The 22,871-nt window shown below is 71.6% G+C and carries 13 protein-coding genes; 3 read left to right on the top strand and 10 right to left on the bottom strand.

Translation table 11 applies throughout. From position 1 onward, the window contains the following. Positions 1 to 13 precede the first annotated feature (13 nt). The 3 genes from QDR37_RS10475 to QDR37_RS10465 all read left to right on the top strand — a co-directional run bounded on the left by QDR37_RS10475 (position 14) and on the right by QDR37_RS10465 (position 8,802). Positions 14 to 1,603, top strand: coding sequence for a hypothetical protein (locus tag QDR37_RS10475; protein ID WP_279713694.1), 1,590 nt, complete (start codon positions 14 to 16; stop codon positions 1,601 to 1,603). A 118-nt stretch (positions 1,604 to 1,721) separates the two neighbouring features. After that, positions 1,722 to 8,402, top strand: a complete 6,681-nt coding sequence (locus tag QDR37_RS10470; RefSeq protein ID WP_279713693.1) for a PxKF domain-containing protein — start codon at positions 1,722 to 1,724, stop codon at positions 8,400 to 8,402. Positions 8,403 to 8,502: 100 nt separating this feature from the next. Continuing rightward, positions 8,503 to 8,802, top strand: coding sequence for a hypothetical protein (locus QDR37_RS10465; protein ID WP_279713692.1), 300 nt, complete (start codon positions 8,503 to 8,505; stop codon positions 8,800 to 8,802). Positions 8,803 to 8,988: 186 nt separating this feature from the next. Here QDR37_RS10465 and QDR37_RS10460 read toward each other — a convergent pair whose 3' ends face one another. From QDR37_RS10460 to trpB, 10 genes are all read right to left on the bottom strand, one after another. Further along, on the bottom strand, positions 8,989 to 9,636 hold the full coding sequence (locus QDR37_RS10460) for a response regulator transcription factor (protein WP_279713691.1): 648 nt from the start codon (positions 9,634 to 9,636) through the stop codon (positions 8,989 to 8,991). Continuing rightward, positions 9,633 to 10,988 (bottom strand): ATP-binding protein, encoded by a 1,356-nt coding sequence (locus QDR37_RS10455; RefSeq protein ID WP_279713689.1) that lies wholly within the window; start codon positions 10,986 to 10,988, stop codon positions 9,633 to 9,635. Before QDR37_RS10455 ends, QDR37_RS10460 begins: the two co-directional genes overlap by 4 nt. Positions 10,989 to 11,317: 329 nt before the next feature. Further along, positions 11,318 to 11,767: a hypothetical protein gene (locus QDR37_RS10450; RefSeq protein ID WP_279713688.1), complete on the bottom strand. Its 450-nt coding sequence runs from the start codon at positions 11,765 to 11,767 to the stop codon at positions 11,318 to 11,320. An 89-nt stretch (positions 11,768 to 11,856) separates the two neighbouring features. Then, positions 11,857 to 12,015 (bottom strand): hypothetical protein, encoded by a 159-nt coding sequence (locus QDR37_RS10445; protein ID WP_279713687.1) that lies wholly within the window; start codon positions 12,013 to 12,015, stop codon positions 11,857 to 11,859. Positions 12,016 to 12,111: 96 nt separating this feature from the next. Further along, positions 12,112 to 13,563, bottom strand: coding sequence for a pyruvate kinase (pyk, locus tag QDR37_RS10440; RefSeq protein WP_279713686.1), 1,452 nt, complete (start codon positions 13,561 to 13,563; stop codon positions 12,112 to 12,114). A 136-nt stretch (positions 13,564 to 13,699) separates the two neighbouring features. Then, positions 13,700 to 15,157 (bottom strand): glutamate synthase subunit beta, encoded by a 1,458-nt coding sequence (locus QDR37_RS10435; protein ID WP_279713685.1) that lies wholly within the window; start codon positions 15,155 to 15,157, stop codon positions 13,700 to 13,702. Between the two features lie 13 nt (positions 15,158 to 15,170). Continuing rightward, positions 15,171 to 19,748 (bottom strand): glutamate synthase large subunit, encoded by a 4,578-nt coding sequence (gltB, locus tag QDR37_RS10430; RefSeq protein WP_279713684.1) that lies wholly within the window; start codon positions 19,746 to 19,748, stop codon positions 15,171 to 15,173. 125 nt (positions 19,749 to 19,873) lie between these two features. Next, complete coding sequence (gene lgt / locus QDR37_RS10425; RefSeq protein ID WP_279713683.1) at positions 19,874 to 20,818, bottom strand: prolipoprotein diacylglyceryl transferase; 945 nt, start codon at positions 20,816 to 20,818, stop codon at positions 19,874 to 19,876. Between the two features lie 11 nt (positions 20,819 to 20,829). Next, a complete protein-coding gene (gene trpA / locus QDR37_RS10420) occupies positions 20,830 to 21,645 on the bottom strand; it encodes a tryptophan synthase subunit alpha (protein WP_279713682.1) in 816 nt (271 codons plus the stop codon). Continuing rightward, entirely contained in the window at positions 21,642 to 22,868 is a 1,227-nt protein-coding gene (gene trpB / locus QDR37_RS10415) for a tryptophan synthase subunit beta (protein ID WP_279713681.1), read from the bottom strand. The genes trpA and trpB overlap by 4 nt, the downstream gene beginning before the upstream one ends. Positions 22,869 to 22,871 lie beyond the last annotated feature (3 nt).

The following is a 22,871-nucleotide window of genomic DNA, read 5'->3' as shown; positions in this document are numbered from 1 at the left end:
GACCTGGAACCCGATGACCGCCACCCTGCCCGCGCCGTCGCCCGCCGCGACCCGGGCCGCCTCCGCGCGCGTGGGCGGTCTGCGGATCGAGCTGGCCGGCGCCGCGATCGCGTTCGCGCTCGCCCTGCTCGCGGTCTGGCACGTCACCGTCACCGCGCGGTCGTGGATGCTCTTCTCCGACGCCGACTCGGTGCTGCCCGCGCTGATCCGCGGCTCGCTGCTGGACGGCCGCCCGCAGGACTGGTCGCTCTCCGCGGTGCTGTTCCTGCCGGAGACCGCGATCTACCTCGCGATCGCCGCCGTGATCCCCGGCGTGCGCGCCGCCCTCGCCGCCAACGGGGTCGTCAACCTCCTCCTCCTCTACGCCGCGCTCCGGCTCGTGCCGCGGATGCTCGTCCCCGCGATGTCGCGGTCGCGGCAGGTCGCCGGCGCCCTGCTCGCCCTCGCCGTCTTCGTCGGCCTCGGGCTGCTCGACTCGAGCGCGTCCTGGGACGCCGCGGAGCTGCCCTCGCTCATCACGACGACGACCTACTACAGCGCCACGCTGATCGCCGCGATCGCGGTGGTACCGCTCGCCGTGCGGGCCACGTCGCCCGCGCGCCGACGGCTTCCGGTGGCGCTGCTCGCGCTCACCACGGTCTCGGTCCTCACGGACCCGCTGTTCCTCGTCTGGGCCGTCGCGCCGCTCGCCGTCGCGATGCTGCTCGCCGCCGGCCGGAACCTGCTCCCCTGGCGCGGACTCGGCCGGGTCGTCGTCCTGCTCGCCGCGGGCTCGGTGCTCGGGCTGCTGCTGCGGCTCCCGTTCGCCTCGCACATCGCGAAGGACACGAGCGGGTACGCGGATCCCGGCCAGGGCCTGCACGTGCTGTTCGGCTACTACCTGCGGCTCACGGTCGAGCACGCGGCGACGCCGGCCGGCGCCGTCTCGATCGCCGTGGACGCCCTGCTCCTCGCCTTCGCCGCGTGGTCCACGGTCCGTGCCGTCCGCCGAGGTGAGGCCGGTCCGATGGTCGCGGCCACCTTCGGCTGGCTCGCGCCCGTGCTCGTGCTCGTCGTGGTGGTCGCCGCGGGGACCCCCGCCTACCGCTACCTGCAGCCCGCCTACTTCGCGCCGCTCCTCGCGGTGGCGCTGCTCCCCCGCCTGCTGCCGGCGCGGCTCCCCCGGCTGCCGCGCCGCCTCGTCGCGGGTCTCGTCGCGCTCGCGCTCGTCGGCACGGCGCTGACCTCCGGCGGGGTCGCCGTCGCCGCGTCGCAGCAGGATCCGTCGATCCGCTGCCTCGACAGCTGGATCACCGCCTCGCACCGCGTGGGTGCCGGCCGGTTCTTCACGATCCGCGGGCCGAAGGCGTACCTCGCCGACCCGGCCCAGCTGCTGCAGGTGAACAAGACCTTCCACGCCTACCTGTGGCTCGTGAACCGCGACGACTACCGGCCGCGGCTCGTGTCCTTCGTCGTCACGGACGACGCGACACCGGGGGCCGTGATCGAGCCGATCGCCGGCGCCCCGGCACCGGTGGCGATCCAGTGCGGCCGCTACACGATCACCGACTACGGCCGCGACGTGCTGCCCGTCGGCTCCCCGACCACCGCCTACGACCCCTGAATCCGGGACGGTCGCGAATGTTCAGACCCCTGAACAGGAGCCTGTCTCAGCCGCCCTTCAGCCCGTAGCGTCGATCCGGGCCCTCCCCAGCCCTCTGCGTCCTCACCCAAGGATCCCCATGCGTACCCCTCTGCGTCTCCCCCGTCTCGTCCGCGCGCTGAAGCTGCGTTCGAGCCGCCGCCTCGCCGTCAGCGCCACCGCGACCCTCGCCCTCGTGGTGAGCGGTTTGCAGGTGACGCCGGCGTTCGCGGTCAACAACAACCCCACGATCGCCAGCGCGGTGTACAGCGGCCAGAACGGGACTGCCGGCACCTACACGGCCACCGGCGGCGCGTTCTTCGCGAAGAGTGGGGTGTTCCTGAACCTGACTGTGACGACGTCGGGCGACGCGGGATGCGTCAGCGTGAGCACCTCGAGCACCGGAAACGCGACGCTGCTCGGCATCCAAACGGGGACGCCCGGATCGGCCGGTACGCCCAAGACCTGGACGTTCCCAGGTGTCACGAAGAGCCCGGCGGGCGCCGACGGCGTACAGAGCGTCTACGTCGCCATTTCGAGCGCTGCGAACAATAAGGTCACCGCCTGCACCACTGGTGGCGCAACCTCAACCCCGGCCTACACCGTCGACAACACGGGACCCGTGGTCGGGTACACGCTGAGCCCCGCCGCGAACACCGCCGGCTGGACGAAGGCCAGCACCGACATCGTCTGGTCCGCGACCGACGGGGGATCCGGCGTCTCCTCCGCTCCGGCGAAGACCACGGTCAGCACCGACGGCACGTCGACGAAGAGCATCACCGTTGCGGACAACCTCGGGAACTCGACGACGCAGTCGGCCACCGTCAAGCTCGATCAGGTCGCGCCGACCATCACACCCTCGATCACCGGCACCGCGGGGAGCAACGGTTGGTACACGAGCGCCACCACCGTGAAGTTCACCTGCTCCGACGCCCTGTCCCTCATCGCGAGCTGTCTCGCCGACGGCACGAGCGGCGACTCGAAGACGATCACCTCGAGCGGCACCGTCACCGGTACCGCCATCGACAACGCCGGCAACACCACGACGGCGACCTCGGGTGCGCTCAAGGTCGACACGACGGCGCCGACGCTGACGTCCGCAGTCGCGGTGTCGCCGAACGCGAACGGCTGGTACCGGAACGACGTCGTCGTCCAGTGGACCGCAAAGGACCCGGAGTCCGGCATCCCGACCGCGCCCGCCGACTCGACGATCACCGCTGAGGGCTCCGCGGTCACCGCGAGCCGGACCGTGACGAACGGCGCGGGCGTCAGCACCACAGCGACCAGCGGCGCCGTCAAGATCGACCGCACGGCGCCGACCACGAGCGTCTCGGGGACGTCGAACAGCTGGACGAACAGCAGCAGCGTGACCGTCACCCTGACCCCGAACGACGGCCTTTCGGGCGTCGACTTCACCAACTACTCGATCGACGGCGGTGCGCTGCAGCGGGGCACGAGCTTCGCGCTCTCCTCCGAGGGCGACCATGTCATCAGCTTCTTCAGCACGGACATGGCCGGCAACGTCGAGACGGCGAACACCGCGCACGTGAAGATCGACCGGACCGCCCCGACGATCGCGCACGCCTTCACCCCGCTCAGCTACAAGGACGGCGCCTGGACGAACCAGGCCGTCACCGTGACGTTCAGCTGCGTCGACCAGGGCTCGGGGGTCGCGAGCTGCTCGCCGCCCGTCACGAAGTCCACCGAGGGCAGCTACACGGTCACCGGCACCGCGACCGACAACGCGGGCAACTCCGCCACCGACAGCGCGAACGTCCGCATCGACACGACCGCGCCGGTCGTCACCGCGAAGGCCGACGGCCCCGCGAACGACAACGGCTGGTACAACCGCGACGTCACGATCTCCTACAGCGCGACCGACGCGCTCTCCGGCGTCGCATCCACCTCCCCCGCGAAGGTGCTCGTCGAGGGCGCGGACCAGTCCGCCACCGGTTCCGCGACCGACGTCGCCGGCAACACCGGCAGCGCCGGCGTCAGCCACGTCAACATCGACAAGACGGCGCCGATCCTCACCGGCAGCGTGAGCGACGGCTGGCACACCGGGGACGTCACCGTTCACTGGACCTGCACCGACGCCCTCTCCGGCGTGCCGACCCAGCCTGCCGACAGCGTCGTGACGGGCGAGGGCAGCAACCTGTCCGCCTCGGCGACCTGCACCGACCTGGCCGGTAACACGACCACGAAGACCATCAGCGGTATCCAGATCGACCGCGGAGCCCCGACCACCACGGCCGACGTGCCCGCCGCGAACGCCAACGGCTGGTACGGCGCGCCCGTCAAGGTCACGCTGAACGCGGTGGACAACCTGTCCGGCATCGCCCACACCTACTACTCGGTCGACGACGGCGACGCCGCGACCTACTCGGGTGCCTTCTCCTTCAGCACCGAGGGCACCCACGCGATCCGATTCTGGAGCGTCGACGTGGCGGGCAACGTCGAGCAGTCCGGCACGCCGCTGACGCTGCGGGTCGACACCACCGCGCCGGTCACCTCGATCACCGACCCGATGGTGCCCGACAGCGGTTGGTTCGTCACGAACGGCATCCCCTTCGCCCTCTCGGCGACGGACGGCGCTTCCGGCGTGGCGAAGATCTACTACCGCATCGACGCGGGCGACACGAACACCTACGGCGACCCCTTCACCGCGAACCTCTCCGACGGCCAGCACACCGTGACCTACTGGAGCGTCGACCTGGCCGGCAACGTCGAGCGGTCGCAGACGAAGGCGCTCGCCGTCGACGCGACAGCGCCGACCATCACCGGCGCCGCAACGGCGACCCCGAACGGCAACGGCTGGTACAAGCAGCCGGTCACCGTGCACTTCACCTGCAACGACGTCACCTCGGGCATCAAGTCCGCCATCGTCACCGGCGTCGCCGGCTGCAGCCCGGACGCGGTCGTCACCAACGAGGGCGCGGACCAGTCCGTGACGGGCGACGCCTTCGACAACGCAGGCAACCACAGCTCCGTCAAGGTCGGCGGCATCAACCTCGACAAGACGGCCCCGACGCTGACCGGCGTCCCGGCCACCCAGCCCAACGCGAACGGCTGGTACAACTCCGACGTCACCGTGAAGTGGCAGGGCGACGACGGCCTCTCGGGCATCGACTCGAGCACGCAGCCGGCCGACACGACGGTGACCGGTGAGGGCGACTCGCTCACCGCGACTTCGGCGCCGATCCAGGACAAGGCCGGCAACGCCAGTGCGCCTGGTCTCTACGGCCTGAGGATCGACCGCACCGCACCGTCGATCTCCGGTGGCGCCACCTCCGACCCGAACAGCAATCACTGGTACAGCGCACCCGTGACGGTGCACTTCACCTGCGCCGACGCTCTCTCCGGCGTGCAGACCTGCGCTGACAGCACGACGCTGTCCGAGGGCAAGGCCCAGTCCGTGAGCGGCTCCGCGAGCGACAAGGCCGGGAACACCGCGAGCGCGAAGGTCTCGGGCATCAACGTCGACATGACCAAGCCGGTCGCGGGCTATCTCCTCTCGGAGGCGCCGAACGCAGCAGGTTGGTACCACGGCGACGTCGTCGTGACCTGGACCGGCGATGACACGCTCTCCGGTGTCGACCCGAGCTCGATCCAGGCCCCGACGACCATCACGGCCTCCGGCACGGACGTCGGCACGGGCCCGGTGACGGTCAAGGACCTCGCGGGTAACGAGAGCGACGCCGTCGCGGTGCAGCACCTGAAGATCGACCGCCTCGCGCCCACCATCTCGGGTGCACCGACCACGAAGCCGAACTCGGCTGGCTGGTACCGCAGCTCGGTCAAGATGCACTACTCCTGCACGGACGATCTGTCCGGCGTCGCGAGCTGCCCGGCAGACCAGGTGCTCTCGAGCGACGCCGCGAACCAGTCGATTACGAGCGACACGGCGACGGACGCCGCCGGCAACGTCACCGCCGGTGGCTACACGATCAGCGACATCAGCATCGACTCCACGAAGCCGACGCTGATCCCGGTCGTCGACGCCGCGAACGCGGCCGGCTGGTACAACTCGCCAGTGACGGTGACTTGGAGCGCCGCGGACGCGCTGTCCGGCATCGACAAGACCACGCGGCCCAGTGACGTGACCTTCGACACGGAGGGCACCGGCTTCACCACCGGCGCCCAGACCGTGAAGGACGCCGCCGGCAACACGAGTGACGCGGCTTCGGTCAGCGGTATCAACATCGACATGACGGGCCCGACCATCAGCGCTAAGGCGACCACCGACCCGAATGGTGCCGGTTGGTACAACCACGCCGTGACGTTCGACTACACCTGCACTGACCCGCAGCTTGCGGACGGCAGCGCCGGCTCCGGCGTGGCCGGCTGCCCGACCAGCGACACCATCTCGGGCGACGGCGCGGGCCAGTCCAAGCCGAGCTCCGACGCGACCGACAAGGCCGGCAACACGACGCCCGGCATCACGACGCCGAAGGTGAACATCGACGGCACGGCCCCCGTGTCGACGGCCTCGCTCGGGTGCTTCGCGAACGACGGCTGGTGCAACGGCTCCAACGGCTCGTCGGTGCAGGTGAACGTCGGCGCGAAGGACCAGGAGAACCTGTCCGGTGTGAAGGAAATCCGCTACTCGGTGAACGACGGGGCCGAGCAGGTTGTCGCCGGCGACAGTGCGACAGTCGAGGTTCCGTTGAACGGTTCCGGGACGGGAACGCTCACGTACTGGGCGGTCGACAACGCCGGCAATGCCGAGCAGCCGAACACGGCGCACCTGAAGTGGGACACGATCGCCCCGGCTGTCACCCACACGATCAGCCCGACGCCGAATGCCGACGGCTGGACGAAGGACGACACCACCGTTACCTTCAGCGCCACCGACGACGCGAACGGCTCCGGTCTCGTCGCGAGCAGCCTCACCGCTCCGTGGATCCAGAAGAACGAGACAGCCGTCGACGGTCTCGTGGTGAACGGCTCGTCGACGGATGTCGCCGGCAACACCGGCACCGACAAGGCCATCGTGAAGCTCGACCACACCGCGCCCACGATCACCTCGGATCTCATCGGTACGCAGGGGACCAACGGCTGGTGGACCACCCCGGTGAAGGCCCACTTCACCTGCTCCGACGCCCTGTCGGGCATCGCGAAGACGGGCTGCCCCGATGACGCGACGATGAGCACGGAGGGCGCGAACAGTACCACCCGCACCGTCGACGACGTCGCCGGGAACACCGGCTCGACGACGGTCAGTGGCGTGAACATCGACACGGTCGCTCCGACCACCGGTCACACGATGTCGAGCGCCCCGAACGCCGCTGGCTGGTATAACTCCCCGGTCACGGTGATGTTCACCGGCATCGACGCGACCTCGGGCGTCGACACGACGACCCCGGACGTCACGGTCTCTCAGGACTCGTCGACGACCGACGGCACAGTCGTGCGCGGCACGGTCACGGACAGGGCGGGCAATAGCAGCGCCGAGTCCGTGACGGTCAAGCTCGACCAGGCCGCGCCGACGATCACGGCCAAGGTCACGAGCGGCCGAATGGGGAACAACGGCTACTACACCGGCCCGGTCACCGTCTCATTCACCTGCTCGGACGACCTCTCCGGCATCCCCACCGGCACCTGCCCCGGAGACCAGACGATCACCGCGGACGGCCAGACCAGTGTCACCGCCTCCGTGAGCGACGTCGCCGGCAACACCGCCAGCAACAAGGCGCTCATGGTCAACATCGACCAGACCCCGCCGACGGTGAGCCACACCACGGGCAGCTACACCGAGGGCGGCTGGACGAACAAGCCGGTCTCGGTCACCTTCACTGGTGACGACCACCGCGGCTCGGGTATCGATTCCGTGACCGCTCCGGTCACCGTCTCGGCCCAGACCGACGCGAACGGCACCACGCTGTCCGGCACGGCCACCGACAACGCCGGCAACGTCAGCGCGACCGACACCGCGACGGTGAAGATCGACACGACCAAGCCGACCATCTCAGCGACGGTTACGAGCATCAGCACCCCGAACGCGGACGGCTGGTACAGCAAGGGCGTCACTGTGACGTTCAAGTGCGCCGACGCACTGTCTGGCGTCGCGAGCTGCACGACCCCGACCCCGGTGACCGCGAACGGGAAGACCACGATCACGGGCACCGTGACCGACGCGGCCGGCAACACCGCGAGTGTTGACGTCCTCGTGAAGGTCGACACCACCGCACCGACGATGGGAGCGGTCAGCGTCAAGGATGGCGGCATCTACACCCTTGGTGCCGTTCCTGCACGGACCTGCGCTGCGACGGACGCCGGCTCCGGTCTCAGCTCCTGCACGGTGAACGTCACCGGCGGCAACGCCAGCGGTGTCGGGACCTTCACCTATACGGCGACGGCGACCGACAACGTGGGCAACATCACCACGCTCACCGGCACCTACACGGTGAAGTACCGCTGGGACGGCTTCCTCCAGCCCGTCAACGACACGGCCCACCAGGTCGGCACGTCGACGAGCGTGTTCAAGGCCGGCAGCACCATCCCGATGAAGCTGCAGCTGAAGAACGCGGCCGGCCAGGTCGTGAAGGCGGTCACAGCTCCCGAGTGGCTCACGCCGAAGCAGCAGACGACGATGAACGTGCCGGTGAACGACACGGCGCCGACGGCGACGGCCGACAGCGGCAGCGCCTTCAGCTACGACGCGACGGGTCCGCAGTACCAGTACAACTGGAAGACCCCGAGCACGAGCGGCTACTGGTACAGCGCGGGCGTCAAGTTCGATGACGGGCAGGTCTACACGGTGACCATCGGTCTCAAGTAACCGCGCCAGTCGCACGGCGACGGGGTCCCGCTCCTCGAGCGGGGCCCCGTCCCGTACCCCCTCCCCCAGCATCACCACGACACAGGAAGCACGCCCGACGATGAACCACCAGATCTCACCCTCGACGACCGACTGCCCGGCGTCGCAGAGCTGCCCGCCGTGGTGCGTCGTCCCCCACGGCACCCAGGACGGCGAGGAGGACTGGCTGCACCTCGGCGCTCCCCTGCAGCTCGCGGACGGCGTCACAGCGCGACTCTGCATGTCGCGGGACCCCGAGACGGGCGAGACCGACGGCCCGTTCGTCCTCATCGCTGAGCGGGAGCACAGCCTCGAGGAGGCGGCTGCGCTCGGCGCCGACCTCACCGCCATGGCGGGCGTGGGAGCGGTACCCGCCTGCTGAGCAGAACGGCCGGCCCGAGCGGGACCGGCACCACGACGAGGGCGCGGCCCGGCGTTCAGCCGGCCGCGCCCTTTGCAGATCCGCGGGGGTGTGAGGCTCCGGGAGACTGACGGGGCCCCCGCTCGGCCCGAACGACGAAGGCGCGGCCGGGCATGATGCCCGCCGCGCCTTCGGCAGTCGGAACGACTAGGACGTCTTCAGCAGCTGGATCGCGCTCGCGCGGTCCTTCACCTGCAGCTTCCGCAGCACCGTCGAGACGTGCACGCGCACCGTGGTCGGCGAGACGAACAGCGTCTTCGCCACCTCGTCGGTGGAGCGGCCGTCAGCGAGCATCGACATGATCTCCCACTCGCGGGCGCTCAGCTTCGCGCCGGCGGGCGACCGGCGGGCGAAGAGGCCCTGCTTCGGGTTGCGGAACTCGCCGAGCACGCGGGTGACGAGCGACGGCGCGATCGCCGCCTCACCGCCGACCGCGCGGCGGAGGGCGGCCGGGAGCGCCGCGGCGTTGCCCGCCTTCAGCACGTAGCCGGCGGCACCCGCGCGGAGCGAGTCGAACAGGTCGGCGTCGTCCTCGGACTGCGTCAGCATGACGACGACCGTGTCGGGCAGCGATTCGCTGATCCGGCGAGCGGCCTGGATGCCGCTTCCCGGCATGTGGATGTCGAGCAGCGCCACGTCGGGCTTCAGCCGCTCCGCGGCCTCGACGGCGGCATCCGCGGAGGCCGCCTCGCCGACGACCTCGAGGCCGCCGGCCACGAGCACGTCGGCGACGCGGCGCCGCAGACCGGCGTGGTCGTCGGCGACGAGCACACGGATGGTCGGGTCTTCGTTCACCAGGTCACCTCCACAGTCGTGCCGGCACCCGCGGTGGACCGCATGGTCAAGGTGCCGGGGAGCGCTTCGGCACGCTCGCGCATGCTCGTCAGGCCGTAGCCGCCCGCGGTCGCGGCGGCCGCCGCGATGTCGAATCCCGCGCCGTCGTCGACCACGGAGAGCACGCGCTGGTCGTCGTGCCGGTCAAGCCGCACGTCGATCCGCCGCGCGCGCCCGTGGCGGGCGGCGTTCGAGATCGCCTCGCGGACGATGCGGATGAGCGCGTGCTGCTGCTCGGCCGAGACGTCGACGTGCGCGTGGGTCGCGACCACGACGGACACGTCGAACCGGCGCGAGAGATCGTGCGCGGCGCGCTGCAGCTGCCGCTCGAAGCGCTCGTCGTGCGTGGTCGCGAGCGCGTGCACCGCGTCGCGCGCCTCGTCGAGGGCCCGGTCGCAGGCGTCGAGCAGGCGGTGCGCCGCACCGTGCTCCGGCAGCATCGCCTGGCTCTCCATGCGGATGTAGACGATCTCCTGGACGACGCCGTCGTGGATCTCACGGGCGAGGCGGCGGCGGTCCTGCAGCACTGCCGCCTCGGTGCGGACGGTCCAGTAGCGGCGGATCTCGAGCACGGCACCCACGAGGAGCAGCAGGTAGCAGACGGTGCGGAGCACGTCGCCGGCGGACAGCCAGTCGCTGTAGATGGACGGGAAGAGCGCGTAGTTGACGAGCGCGAAGGTACCGAACGCGAACGCCGGTCCCAGCAGCCGCACGAAGACGTCATCGGTCGCGCGGCTCGCAAAGGCGACGGCCGCGAGAGCGAAGCCGGTCGCCGCCGCGAGCTGGAGCACCGCGAACGGTCCCGACGCCACGAGCTCGGGCACCCCGGGGAAGCCGGCGGGAGTCGGCACCAGCGGATCGGGCAGCGCGGGGGCGGCGAGGTGCACGAGCACGAACACGAGCAGGACCATCACGACCGGGCCGATCGTGGACACGAGGCGGGGAGCGAGCACCCGACGCTGCACGGTGCCGGCGAGGGCACCGCCCGCGATGAGCAGCGCGGCCGTGAACCGCACCGCCGCGCTCGTCCAGATGTCGGCGCCGTGCACATCGGCGAGCCCGAGCAGGCGGCTGAGGTTCGGCAGCAGCAGCGCCGTGACGCCGAGCAGGGCGAGGCCGTGCGCCATCAGGCGATCCCGCAGGTGCCGCTCGCGGAGGTAGCGGCCGTGCGCGAGGTACGCGACGAGCAGGGCGACGCAGCCGTCGATGGTGTTCAGCACGACGCTGCCGGTGCCGCTGCGGTGACCGGCCGCGAGTCCGCCGAACGCGAGGATCGCCGCGGTCAGACCGGCGCCGACGAGGCCTGCGGCCACCGTCGGGACGGCAGGGTGCGTCGCCGCTGCGCGGGCCGCGGGCGCGATCCAGTCGCGTTGCTCACCGGAGGGCTGCCGGTGCTGCAGAAGGAGGCGGGGGGACGCCATCGTGTCTTCCAGCATGGGTACTGCCCCGGGAACGCCGTTGGGTCGACGGCGCTCCGCCTTCGGGAGCGGAGGGGCAGTCCGCAGTCTAAGCACGCGGGCGCGGAGCGCAACGCCCCCATTTCCGGGCACGGACCTGGGATTCCTCGGCTCGTTCCGGGCCGGTCCGAACGCAGATCAGGGACCGAAGCCTCTGGTGCCCGGGGTCGGGGACCGCCGAGTGCTCAGCTGCAGACGGTCGACGTGGAGTCGAACTGCACCCCGTTCGCCGTGACGTGGTAGCGCACGCCGATCGTGCACGTCCGTCCGCCGACGTTCTGGGAGCCGAGCGAGATCGACCGCTGCACCTTGGTCGTCTGGGTCGCGATCGAGATCACGGAGGAGGAGTGGATCGCGCCGGAGTCGGTGCTCACGACGGTCGCGCCCTGGCTGATCGTGTTCGAGTAGCGCTGGTTGAGCTGCACGATCAGGTTGCCGCTCGGCGTCTGCACGGTGTTCGTCGTCCCGTGGATCACCGCGCAGTCGACGTAGTCGGCGAAGAGCGGGTCGCACGAGGAGTAGTGCGTCACCGAGGCCCCGCCGGTCGTGGCCGCCACGGCCGGCGCGGCGAGGACGGCGGTGAGCGCAGCGGCGACGCCGAGGCCGGCGGCGGCGAGGGGAACGGTCCTGGGCATGGCGGACTCCTTGCGACGGCGGGCGATGGGAGGCAACCGTACGCGACCGACGGCGTCGGCGACGGCGAGCACCGGATCGATACGCAGCGTCAGCGCATGACCCGGAGCACGGACCGCCCCGCCACGAGCACACCGACCGCGTCGCACCACGGGCAGACGATCGCAACGCCCTCGCGCACACCCGCCAGGTCGATCGGCATGTCGCAGAAGGGGCACGCGACCGGCGGGGTCATCGAAGCCCGTGGCACCCCGTCACGGTAGGCGGGCAGCCTGGGGCCGGCCTTCGCGACGCCGATGGAACGACGAAGGCCGGCCCGCCGCGAGGCGGACCGGCCCGGTGGGGCTCAGCCCCGGAACTGCTGGTAGGCGGGGGCGGCCCCGCCGATCGCGTCACCCATGATGTGGACGCGCATGTCGTTCGTCGAGCCGGAGATGCCGGGAGGCGATCCGGCGATCACGACCACCTTCTCGCCGCGGGCGACGCGCCCGATGCTGAGCAGCACGTCGTCGACCTGGTGCATCAGCTCGTCCGTCGTCGTCACGCGCGGCACGAGGAACGTCTCGACGCCCCAGCTGAGCGCGAGGCGCGAGCGGATGCCCGGCTCCGGGGTGAACGCGAGCACCGGGATCTGCGAGCGCAGGCGCACCATGCGGCGCACGGAGTCGCCCGACTCGGTGAAGACGCAGAGGAACTTCGCGTTCACGAAGTCGGCCACCTCGGCGGCGGCCAGCGTGATCGCACCGCCCTGGGTGCGCGGCTTCGTGCCGAGCGGCAGGATGCGGTCGAGCCCGTGCTCCTCGGTCGACTGGATGATGCGCGCCATCGTCTTCACGGTGGTGACGGGGTACTCCCCCACGCTCGTCTCGCCGGAGAGCATCACCGCGTCGGCGCCGTCGAGCACGGCGTTCGCGACGTCGGAGGTCTCCGCTCGAGTCGGCACGGGCGACGAGATCATCGACTCGAGCATCTGCGTGGCGACGATCACCGGCTTCGCGAGGCGCCGCGAGATCTCGCACGCCTCCTTCTGCACGATCGGCACGGCCTCGAGCGGCAGCTCGACGCCGAGGTCGCCGCGGGCGACCATGACGCCGTCGAACGTGTCGATGATCGCCTCGAGGTTGTCGACGGCCTGCGGCTTCTCGATCTTGGCGATGACCGGGATGCGCCGGCCCTCCTCGTCCATGATCTCGCGCACGCGCACGACGTCGTCGGGGCTGCGGACGAAGGAGAGGGCGATGAGGTCGGCACCGAGGCGGAGGCCCCAGCGCAGGTCGGCCTCGTCCTTCTCGCTGAGCGCCGGCACGTTCACGGCGACGCCCGGGAGGTTGATGCCCTTGTTGTTCGACACGGTGCCGCCGACGACGACCTCGGTGCGCACGCGCACGCCGTCGGTGTCGAGCACCTTCACCCGCACGCGCCCGTCGTCGATGAGCAGCGGGTCGCCGGGCTTCACGTCCTGCGGCAGCCCCTTGAAGGTGGTGCCGCAGACGTCCTTCGTGCCGGGGACGTCCTCGGTCGTGATCGTGAAGACGTCGCCCTCGGCGAGCTCCTGCGGGCCGTCCTTGAACCGGGCGAGCCGGATCTTCGGCCCCTGCAGGTCGACGAGCACGGCCACGGCGCGGCCGGAGTCGTCGGAGGCGCGTCGCACCTCGCGGTAGACCCCCTCGTGCACCTCGTAGCTGCCGTGGCTGAGGTTCATGCGGGCCACGTCGACGCCGGCGTCGATGACGGCCCGGATCTGCTCGTAGCTCGACGTGGCCGGACCGAGCGTGGCGACGATCTTCGCGCGTCTCATCGGTGGGTGGTCCCCCGCTTCCTTCGTGATTGCCCTGAAGAGGCTAGTGCGCTCCGGACCCCGGTCCCGACGGCGGCCGCCGCAGGGCCCGCGGAGGCGGGGGCCCTCGCGCCGCGCCCGCCTCCGAGGGGGTCGGTCAGAGCGTGAGCGCCCGGTCGGTGGGGGCGACCGGCGCGGGCAGCGCCGTCTCGCCCTCGAGGTAGGCGTCGACGGCCGCGGCGACGCTGCGGCCCTCGGCGATCGCCCAGACGATGAGCGACTGGCCGCGGCCGGCGTCGCCGGCGACGAACACGCCGGGCTCGTTCGTCTGGTAGTCGGATCGGCGGCCGACGTTGCCGCGCTCGTCGAAGGCGAGCCCGAGCTGCGCGTCGAGCAGGTCCCGCTCCGGCCCGGTGAAGCCGAGGGCGAGCAGCACGAGGTCGGCGGGCAGGACCCGCTCGGTGCCGGCCTTCGGCACGCGGCGGCCGTCGACGTACTCGGTCTCCGCGACCCGGAGGGCGTTCACGCGGCCCGATTCGTCGGCGAGGAACTCGACGGTCGAGGCGAGGAACTCGCGCCGGCCGCCCTCCTCGTGCGCGCTCGCGACCTCGTACACCGTGGGCACCATCGGCCAGGGCTGCGCGTCGCTCCGCGTGAGCGGCGGCTGCTTGCCGATGGCGAGGTTCGTGACGCTGCGCGCGCCCTGCCGGTGCGCGGTGCCGATGCAGTCGGCGCCGGTGTCGCCGCCGCCGATCACGACGACGTCGCGGTCCTCGGCGGTGATCTGCCCCGGCACCTCGTCGCCCGCGACGGCCTTGTTCGCCTGCGTGAGGTACTCCATGGCGAAGTGGACACCGTCGAGGTCGCGGCCGGGGATGGGCAGGTCGCGTGCCACCGGCGCGCCGGTGGCGACGACCACCGCGTCATAGCGGCGCCGCAGCTCGTCCCATGGCAGGTCGACGCCGATCTCGACGCCCGCGCGGAACCGGGTGCCCTCCGCGATCATCTGGTTCAGCCGCTGGTCGAGCCGCGCCTTCTCCATCTTGAACTCGGGGATGCCGTAGCGCAGCAGGCCGCCGATGCGGTCGTCGCGCTCGAACACCGCGACGGTGTGCCCGGCGCGGGTGAGCTGCTGCGCCGCGGCGAGGCCGGCGGGGCCGGAGCCGACGACGGCGACGGTCTTGCCGGTGAGCCGCTGCGGCGGGTGCGGCTCGACCCAGCCGCGCTCGAACGCCTCGTCGATGATCGAGAGCTCGACCTGCTTGATCGTGACCGCGGGCTGGTTGATGCCGAGGACGCACGACGACTCGCACGGGGCCGGACAGAGGGTGCCCGTGAACTCGGGAAAGTTGTTCGTGGCGTGCAGGCGCTCGATCGCCTGCCGCATGTCCCCGCGCTGCACGAGGTCGTTCCACTCGGGGATGAGGTTCCCGAGCGGGCAGCCGGAGTGGCAGAAGGGGATGCCGCAGTCCATGCAGCGGCCGGCCTGGCGGCGGAGCACGCCCCGCTCCTGCGACTCGTACACCTCCTTCCAGTCCATCAGGCGCACGGACACCGGACGCCGGGGCGGCAGCTCGCGCTCGCGGGTCTTCAGGAAGCCCTTGTGGTCGACCATGTCGTCTCCTGCCTCAGCCGTTCGTCGCCTGGAGGATCCGGCCCCACACGACGTCGCCGTCGGGGTCGAGCCCCTCGTCGGCGGCGCGGGCCCGGGTCTCGAGGACGGCGGCGTAGTTGCGGGGCAGCACCTTCACGAACGCCGCGGCGGTGGCGGCGAAGTCCTCCAGCATCCGGGCGGCGAGCGCCGACCCGGTGAGCTGGACGTGGCGCTCGAGCAGGTCGCGGAGGATCTCCTCGTCCGCGGAGCCGAGCGGCAGCAGATCGAGCTCGTGCGCGGTGAGCGCCCCCTGGTTCACGTCGGCCTCACGGAGCCCGTGCACGTAGGCGGTGCCGCCCGACATGCCCGCACCGAGGTTGCGGCCGGTGGCGCCGAGGATCACCGCGAGCCCGCCGGTCATGTACTCGAGCGCATGGTCGCCGACGCCCTCGACGACGGCGGTGGCGCCGGAGTTCCGCACGAGGAAGCGCTCACCGACGATGCCGCTGATGAACATCGTGCCCTGCGTGGCGCCGTAGCCGATCACGTTGCCGGCGATCACGTTCTCCTCGGCCGCGAAGGCCGCGTCGGGGTGCGGGCGCACGACGATCTCGCCGCCGGAGAGGCCCTTGCCGAGGTAGTCGTTGCTGTCGCCGATGAGCCGCAGCGTGATGCCGGCGGGCAGGAACGCGCCGAACGACTGCCCGGCGCTGCCGCGCAGGGTGACGTCGATCGAGCCGGACGGCAGGCCGTGCTCGCCGTGGCGCATGGTGAGGTGGTGGCCGAGCATCGTGCCGACCGCGCGCTCCGTGTTCTTCACGGGCAGGTCGATCTCGACGCGGCCCCCGTGCCTGAGCACCTCCGCGGCCTTGTGCAGCAGCACGGTGTCGAAGTGCTCGTCGAGCTCGTGGTCCTGGCCGACCCGGCGCGTGCGGGCCTCGTCGTCGGCGAACGTCGGCCCGACGAGGATCGGGGTCAGGTCCATGCCCGACGCCTTCCAGTGCTCGATCGCCGCGTCGACGTCGAGCAGCTCGCGGCGCCCGATCACCTCGTCGAGCGAGCGGTAGCCGAGCTGGGCGAGCAGCTCGCGCACCTCCTGCGCGATGAACTCGAAGAAGTTCACGACGAACTCGGGCTTGCCGGAGAACCGGGCCCGCAGCTCGGGGTTCTGCGTCGCGACGCCCACGGGGCAGGTGTCGAGGTGGCAGACGCGCATCATGATGCAGCCCGAGACCACGAGCGGCGCCGTCGCGAAGCCGAACTCCTCGGCCCCGAGCAGCGCGGCGACGAGCACGTCGCGCCCGGACTTCATCTGCCCGTCGACCTGCACGGTCACCCGGTCGCGCAGCCCGTTCAGCATGAGCGTCTGCTGCGTCTCGGCGAGGCCGAGCTCCCAGGGGGTGCCGGCGTGCTTCAGCGAGTTGAGCGGGCTCGCGCCCGTGCCGCCGTCGTGGCCGGAGACGAGCACGACGTCGGCCTTCGCCTTCGTCACGCCGGCCGCGACCGCGCCGATGCCCGACTGGGAGACGAGCTTCACGTGCACGCGTGCCGACGGGTTCGCCCGCTTCAGGTCGAAGATCAGCTGCTTCAGGTCCTCGATCGAGTAGATGTCGTGGTGCGGCGGCGGCGAGATGAGCCCGACGCCCGCGGTCGAGTGCCGCGTGCGCGCGATCCAGGGGTACATCTTCTGCGGCGGCAGCTGACCGCCCTCGCCGGGCTTCGCGCCCTGCGCCATCTTGATCTGGATGTCGTCGGCGTGGCTCAGGTACATGCTCGTCACGCCGAAGCGGCCCGACGCGACCTGCTTGATGCGGCTGCGCCGCTCGGGGTCGAGCAGCCGGTCGACGTCCTCGCCGCCCTCCCCCGTGTTCGACCGGGCGCCGAGACGGTTCATCGCGATCGCGAGGGTCTCGTGCGCCTCCTTGCTGATGGAGCCGTACGACATGGCACCGGTGTTGAACCGCTGCACGATCGACTCGATGGGCTCGACCTCGTCGAGCGGCACGGGGTGCCGGTGGGTCGGCGCGAAGCGGAACAGGCCGCGGAGCGTCATGAGGTGCGCCGACTGGTCGTCGACCGCCTTCGTGTACTCGCGGAACACGTCGTACCGCCGCGCACGCGTCGCGTGCTGCAGGCGGAACACCGTCTCCGGGTTGAAGAGGTGCGGCGGTCCGCCGCGGCGCCACTGGTACTCGCCGCCCGTGGCGAGGCGCATGTGCGCGCCCGGGGCGTCCTCGTCGGGGTACGCGGCCGCATGCCGGGCCGCGCTCTCCGCGGCGATGACGTCCATGCCGACGCCGCCGAGCTTGCTCGTCGTGCCGGTGAAGTAGTCGTCGACGAAGTCCTGCGCGAGGCCCACGGCTTCGAAGGTCTGGGCGGCCGCGTACGACGACACGGTCGAGATGCCCATCTTCGACATGATCTTCAGCACGCCCTTGCCGAGCCCCTTGATGAGGTTCTTCACGGCCTTCTCGGGCGTGATGCCGGTGATCTGGCCGCTGCGGACGAGCTGCTCGACCGTCTCCATCGCGAGGTACGGGTTGATCGCCGAGGCGCCGTACCCGATGAGCAGCGCGACGTGGTGCACCTCGCGCACGTCGCCCGCCTCGACGATGAGACCGACCTTCATGCGGTTCTGCCGGCGGATGAGGTGGTGGTGCACCGCCGACAGCATGAGCAGGCTCGGCACCGGCGCGAGCTCGCGGGTCGAGTCGCGGTCGGAGAGCACGATGTACTCCGCCCCGTGCTCGATGGCGGCGTCGACCTCGCGGCGCATCTCGGCGATGCGCTCCTCCATCGCCTTCTCCCCCGCGTCGACGCGGTAGAGCCCGCGGATCACGGTAGTGGTGGCGCTGCCGGGCCTCGGGTCGAGGTGCAGCAGCTTCGCGAGCTCGTCGTTGTCGATGACCGGGAAGTCGAGCACCACCTGGCGGGCGTGCCGCGGCGTCGCCGACAGCAGGTTGCGCTCCGGGCCGAGGCCGAGCCGCAGGGTGGTGACGACCTCCTCGCGGATCGAGTCGAGCGGCGGGTTCGTCACCTGGGCGAACTGCTGCACGAAGTAGTCGAAGAGCAGGCGCGGCCGGCTCGAGAGCACGGCGATCGGGGTGTCGGAGCCCATCGCGCCGAGCGGCTCGGCGCCCGTCTCGCCCATCGGCCCGACGAGGATGCGGATCTCCTCCTCGGTGTAGCCGAAGGTGCGCTGGCGGCGCACGACGGACGCCGGCGTGTGCACGACGTGCTCGCGCTCGGGCAGGTCGGCGAGGTTGATCCGCGCCTGCTCGAGGTACTCGCCCCACGGCGCCGACGACGCGAGGGCGCGCTTCAGCTCGTCGTCCTCGATCAGCCGGCCCTCGGCCGTGTCGACGAGGAACATGCGCCCGGGCCGCAGCCGGCCCTTGCGGGCGATGCGCTCGGGCTCGATGTCGAGCACGCCGATCTCCGAGGCGAGCACGACGAGCCCGTCGGTCGTGGTGAGCCAGCGCCCTGGGCGCAGCCCGTTGCGGTCGAGGGTCGCGCCGACGAGCGTCCCGTCGGTGAAGACGATGGCCGCGGGGCCGTCCCACGGCTCCATGATCCCGGAGTGGTACTCGTAGAAGGCGCGCAGCTCGGGGTCGAGGTCGGGCTGGTTCTCCCACGCCTCGGGCACCATCATCATGATCGCGTGCGGCAGGCTGCGGCCGGCGAGCTCGAGCAGCTCGACGACCTCGTCGAACGAGGCCGAGTCGCTCGCGCCGGGGGTGACGATCGGCAGGATCGGCTCGAGCGGGCCGAGCACGTCGCTCTCGAGCTGCGACTGGCGGGCGCGCATCCAGTTGCGGTTGCCCTGCACCGTGTTGATCTCGCCGTTGTGCGCGATGAAGCGGAACGGCTGCGCGAGCGGCCACGACGGGAACGTGTTCGTCGAGTAGCGGGAGTGCACGAGCGCGAGCGTCGAGGCGAACCGCTCGTCGGAGAGGTCGGGGTAGAACGGCTCGAGCTGCAGGGTCGTGACCATGCCCTTGTAGACGAGCGTGCGCGACGACAGCGACGCGAAGTAGGCGCCGTGCGCCCGCTCGACGCGCTTGCGCAGCCGCATCGTCTGCCGGTCGAGCGCGATGCCCGACGGCCGCTCGCCCGCGTCGGTGCGGCGGGTGGACGCGACGAACAGCTGCTCGAACGCTGGCATCGCGCCACGGGCGAGGGTGCCGATGGCGGAGGCGTCGGTCGGCACCGCGCGCCAGCCGAGCACCTCGAGCTCCTCCTCGTCGGCGAGCTCGGCGACGCGCGCCTTCAGCGCGTTGCGCTCCCGGGCGTCGGTGGGGAGGAAGCCGAGGCCGACGGCGTAGGCGCCCGCCTCCGGCAGGTCGAACGGGACGACGGCGCGGAGGAACGCGTCGGGCACCTGCGTGATGATGCCCGCGCCGTCGCCGGTGCCGGCGTCGGAGCCGACCGCGCCGCGGTGCTCGAGGTGCCGCAGCGCGTCGAGCGCCTGCACGATGATGTCGTGCCCCGCGGTGCCGCGCAGCGTCGCGACCATGGCGAGGCCGCAGGCGTCGCGCTCCGCGGCGGGGTCGTAGAGACCGGTGGCCGCGGGCAGCGCGGAGAACGGCGGCGGGGTGGGGGCGTCGGTCATGGCGTCCTCCTGGTCGGCTCGGCGAAGAGCCCACGGTGCGGATGCGGGACGCCGTCGTCCCCTTGGAGCGTGTGCGGGAACGGGCGGGACGTCGGTGCGTCCGGTGGCCCTGCTCCGGGTGCGGCCTATCGCGTGCCGCTTGTGGCGGGGAGCGCAGCCTCGTCCGCGGGCCGGTCCTCGAGGTCGGCTGCGGTGTAGCGGGATCCTACCTGTGAATCCGGCACCCACTGGCGTCCCGGGCGGTACACGCTCACCTCGGCGCCGGGGTGGCGGCGCCGCGACCAGAGGATGATCGCGATGCCGAGCACGACGGCGGCGAGCGCGGCCCACACGTTGACGCGGAGGCCGAGGAACACCTCGGTCGGATCGACCCGGATCGACTCGAAGACGCTGCGGCCGATGCCGTACCAGATGAGGTAGAAGCCGAGCGCGCGTCCCCAGCGCATCGCGACGCGGCGCTCGATCAGCAGGAGGACGATCGCGCCCGCGAAGTCCCAGATCATCTCGTAGAGGAAGGTCGGGTGGAACAGGGTGCCCGGGGCGAGCCCGGCGGGGAACGCGGGGTTGTCGCTCGGCACCTGCAGGCCCCACGGCAGCGTCGTCGGCATGCCGAAGAGCTCGGTGTTGAACCAGTTGCCGAGGCGTCCGATGCCCTGCCCGACGAGCAGGCCGGGCGCGAGCGCGTCCGCGAAGGAGAGGAAGCGGATCCCGGTCCAGCGGCTGCCGATCAGGATGCCGATCGCCCCGCCGATCTCCGAACCGAAGATCGCGTTGCCGCCCTGCCAGATCGCGAACACCTGCCAGAACGGGTGGCCGGCCGTGGGCCAGTAGTCGCCGGGGTGCGTGATCACGTGGTACAGCCGCGCGAAGAGCAGCGCGGGCACGATGATGCAGATCGCGAAGTCGACGGCGACGCCGGGCTGGCCGCCGCGCCTCGTGAGGCGCCGCGACGTGAGCGCGGTGCCGGCGAGGATGCCGACGAGGATGCAGATGGCGTAGCTGTGGATCGTGAAGATCCACACCTGGAACGACGCCCAGTCGCTCGGCGGGCTGGGGATGGACTGCAGCACGGGCAGGGACTCTACCGGGCGCCGGGCGTCGCGCCCGGCTGCGCGCGCTTGCCGGCGGCGAGCCCGTCCGCGACCTCGGCGAGCCGCTCGAGGCCGTCGCCGAGCGCCGACACGAGCGCGGAGCCGACGATGGCGCCGTCCGCGTAGGTGAGCACCTCGGCGACCTGGTCGCCGTTCGAGATGCCGAGACCGACGGCGAGCGGCTCGTCGGAGACCTGCCGGAGGCGCTCGACGAGCGTGCGGGCGGCGCTGTCGACGCCCTCGCGGGCGCCGGTCGTGCCCATCGTCGAGACGACGTACGTGAAGCCGCGCGAGAGGCTCGTCGCCTGCCGCAGCCGCTCCTCGCTCGACGTCGGCGCGGCGAGGAAGACCCGGTCGAGCCCGTGGGCGTCGCTGGCCGCGAGCCACTCGCCCGCCTCGTCGGGGACGAGGTCGGGCGTGATGAGGCCCGCTCCCCCGGCCTCGGCGAGCAGCCCGGCGAACCGGTCGCTGCCGAACTGGAGCACCGGGTTCCAGTAGGTCATGAGCAGCACGGGCACGTCGGACGCCGCGGTGATCTCGCGGACCGCGTCGAAGGCGTGCCGCAGGCGGAAGCCCTGCTCGAGCGCCCGGGTCGTCGCGGCCTGGATCGTCGGGCCGTCCATCACGGGGTCCGAGTACGGCAGGCCGAGCTCGAGCACGTCGACGCCGTGGCGCGTGAGGGTGATCGCGCCCTCGATGCTCGTGGCGAGGTCGGGGTAGCCGACCGGCAGGTAGCCGACGAGGGCGCCGCCGGTGGCGCGGATGCGCGTCTCGACGGGCGAGGAGGTGGCGGGTGCGCTGCTCACTCCTGCTTCGCCCCCTTGTCGAGCAGGTCGAACCAGCGGGCGGCGGTGGTGGTGTCCTTGTCGCCGCGTCCGGAGAGGTTCACGAGGATCGTCGCGGTCGGGCCGAGCTCGCGGCCGAGCTCGAGCGCGCCGGCGAGCGCGTGCGACGACTCGATCGCGGGGATGATGCCCTCGGTGCGCGACAGCAGCCGCATCGCGTCCATGGCCGCCGCGTCGGTGACCGCGCGGTACGAGGCGCGGCCGGAGTCGGCGAGGAACGCGTGCTCGGGGCCGACGCCCGGGTAGTCGAGCCCGGCGGAGATCGAGTGCGACTCCTGCGTCTGGCCGTCCTCGTCCTGGAGGAGGTAGCTGCGGGCGCCGTGGAGCACGCCGGGGCGGCCACGGCCGATGGTGGCCGCGTGCCGCTCGGTGTCGACGCCCTCGCCGCCCGCCTCGAAGCCCCAGAGCTGCACGTCCGCGTCGTCGAGGAACGCGGTGAAGATGCCGATCGCGTTCGAGCCGCCGCCGACGCAGGCGGCGACCGCGGTCGGCAGCGCGCCGGTGCGCTCGAGCAGCTGCTCCCTCGCCTCGTCGCCGATGATCCGCTGCAGGTCGCGCACCATCGCGGGGAACGGGTGCGGGCCGGCGACGGTCCCGAAGACGTAGTTCGTCGTGGCGACGTTCGTCACCCAGTCGCGCATCGCCTCGTTGATCGCGTCCTTGAGCGTGCGGGAGCCGCTTCTGACCGCGACGACCTCGGCACCGAGCAGCCGCATGCGTGCGACGTTGAGCGCCTGCCGCTCGGTGTCGACCTCGCCCATGTAGATCGTGCACTCGAGCCCGAACAGCGCCGCGGCGGTCGCCGTCGCGACGCCGTGCTGCCCCGCGCCGGTCTCGGCGATGACGCGGTGCTTGCCGACGCGCTTCGTGAGCAGCGCCTGCCCGAGCACGTTGTTGATCTTGTGCGAGCCGGTGTGGTTCAGGTCCTCGCGCTTCAGGAACACCCGCGCCTCGCCCGCGTGCCCCGCGAACCGCGGCACCTCGGTGAGCGGCGACGGGCGTCCCGTGTAGTCGCGGTGCAGGGCGGCGAGCTCCTGCTGGTACACGGGGTCGGTCTTCGCGAACTCCCACGCGGCGGTGAGCTCGTCGAGCGCGGCGACGAGCGGCTCGGGGACGAAGCGGCCGCCGTAGGCGCCGAAGTACGGACCGGGCTGCGAGTAGCCCGCGGTGGCGACCGTGGTCATGGG

The organism is Amnibacterium sp. CER49, assembly GCF_029846255.1.
In the GTDB taxonomy this organism is placed as follows: Bacteria; Actinomycetota; Actinomycetes; order Actinomycetales; family Microbacteriaceae; genus Amnibacterium.
This window is presented reverse-complemented; position numbering and strand designations above follow the sequence as displayed.

Excerpts from the sequence above, each read along its gene's own strand:
- QDR37_RS10475 (WP_279713694.1), top strand. The coding sequence starts at position 14 with ATGACCGCCACCCTGCCCGCGCCGTCGCCCGCCGCGACCCGGGCCGCC.
- QDR37_RS10470 (WP_279713693.1), top strand. The coding sequence starts at position 1,722 with ATGCGTACCCCTCTGCGTCTCCCCCGTCTCGTCCGCGCGCTGAAGCTG.
- QDR37_RS10465 (WP_279713692.1), top strand. The coding sequence starts at position 8,503 with ATGAACCACCAGATCTCACCCTCGACGACCGACTGCCCGGCGTCGCAG.
- QDR37_RS10450 (WP_279713688.1), bottom strand. The coding sequence starts at position 11,767 with ATGCCCAGGACCGTTCCCCTCGCCGCCGCCGGCCTCGGCGTCGCCGCT.
- pyk (WP_279713686.1), bottom strand. The coding sequence starts at position 13,563 with ATGAGACGCGCGAAGATCGTCGCCACGCTCGGTCCGGCCACGTCGAGC.
- QDR37_RS10435 (WP_279713685.1), bottom strand. The coding sequence starts at position 15,157 with ATGGTCGACCACAAGGGCTTCCTGAAGACCCGCGAGCGCGAGCTGCCG.
- gltB (WP_279713684.1), bottom strand. The coding sequence starts at position 19,748 with ATGACCGACGCCCCCACCCCGCCGCCGTTCTCCGCGCTGCCCGCGGCC.
- trpB (WP_279713681.1), bottom strand. The coding sequence starts at position 22,868 with ATGACCACGGTCGCCACCGCGGGCTACTCGCAGCCCGGTCCGTACTTC.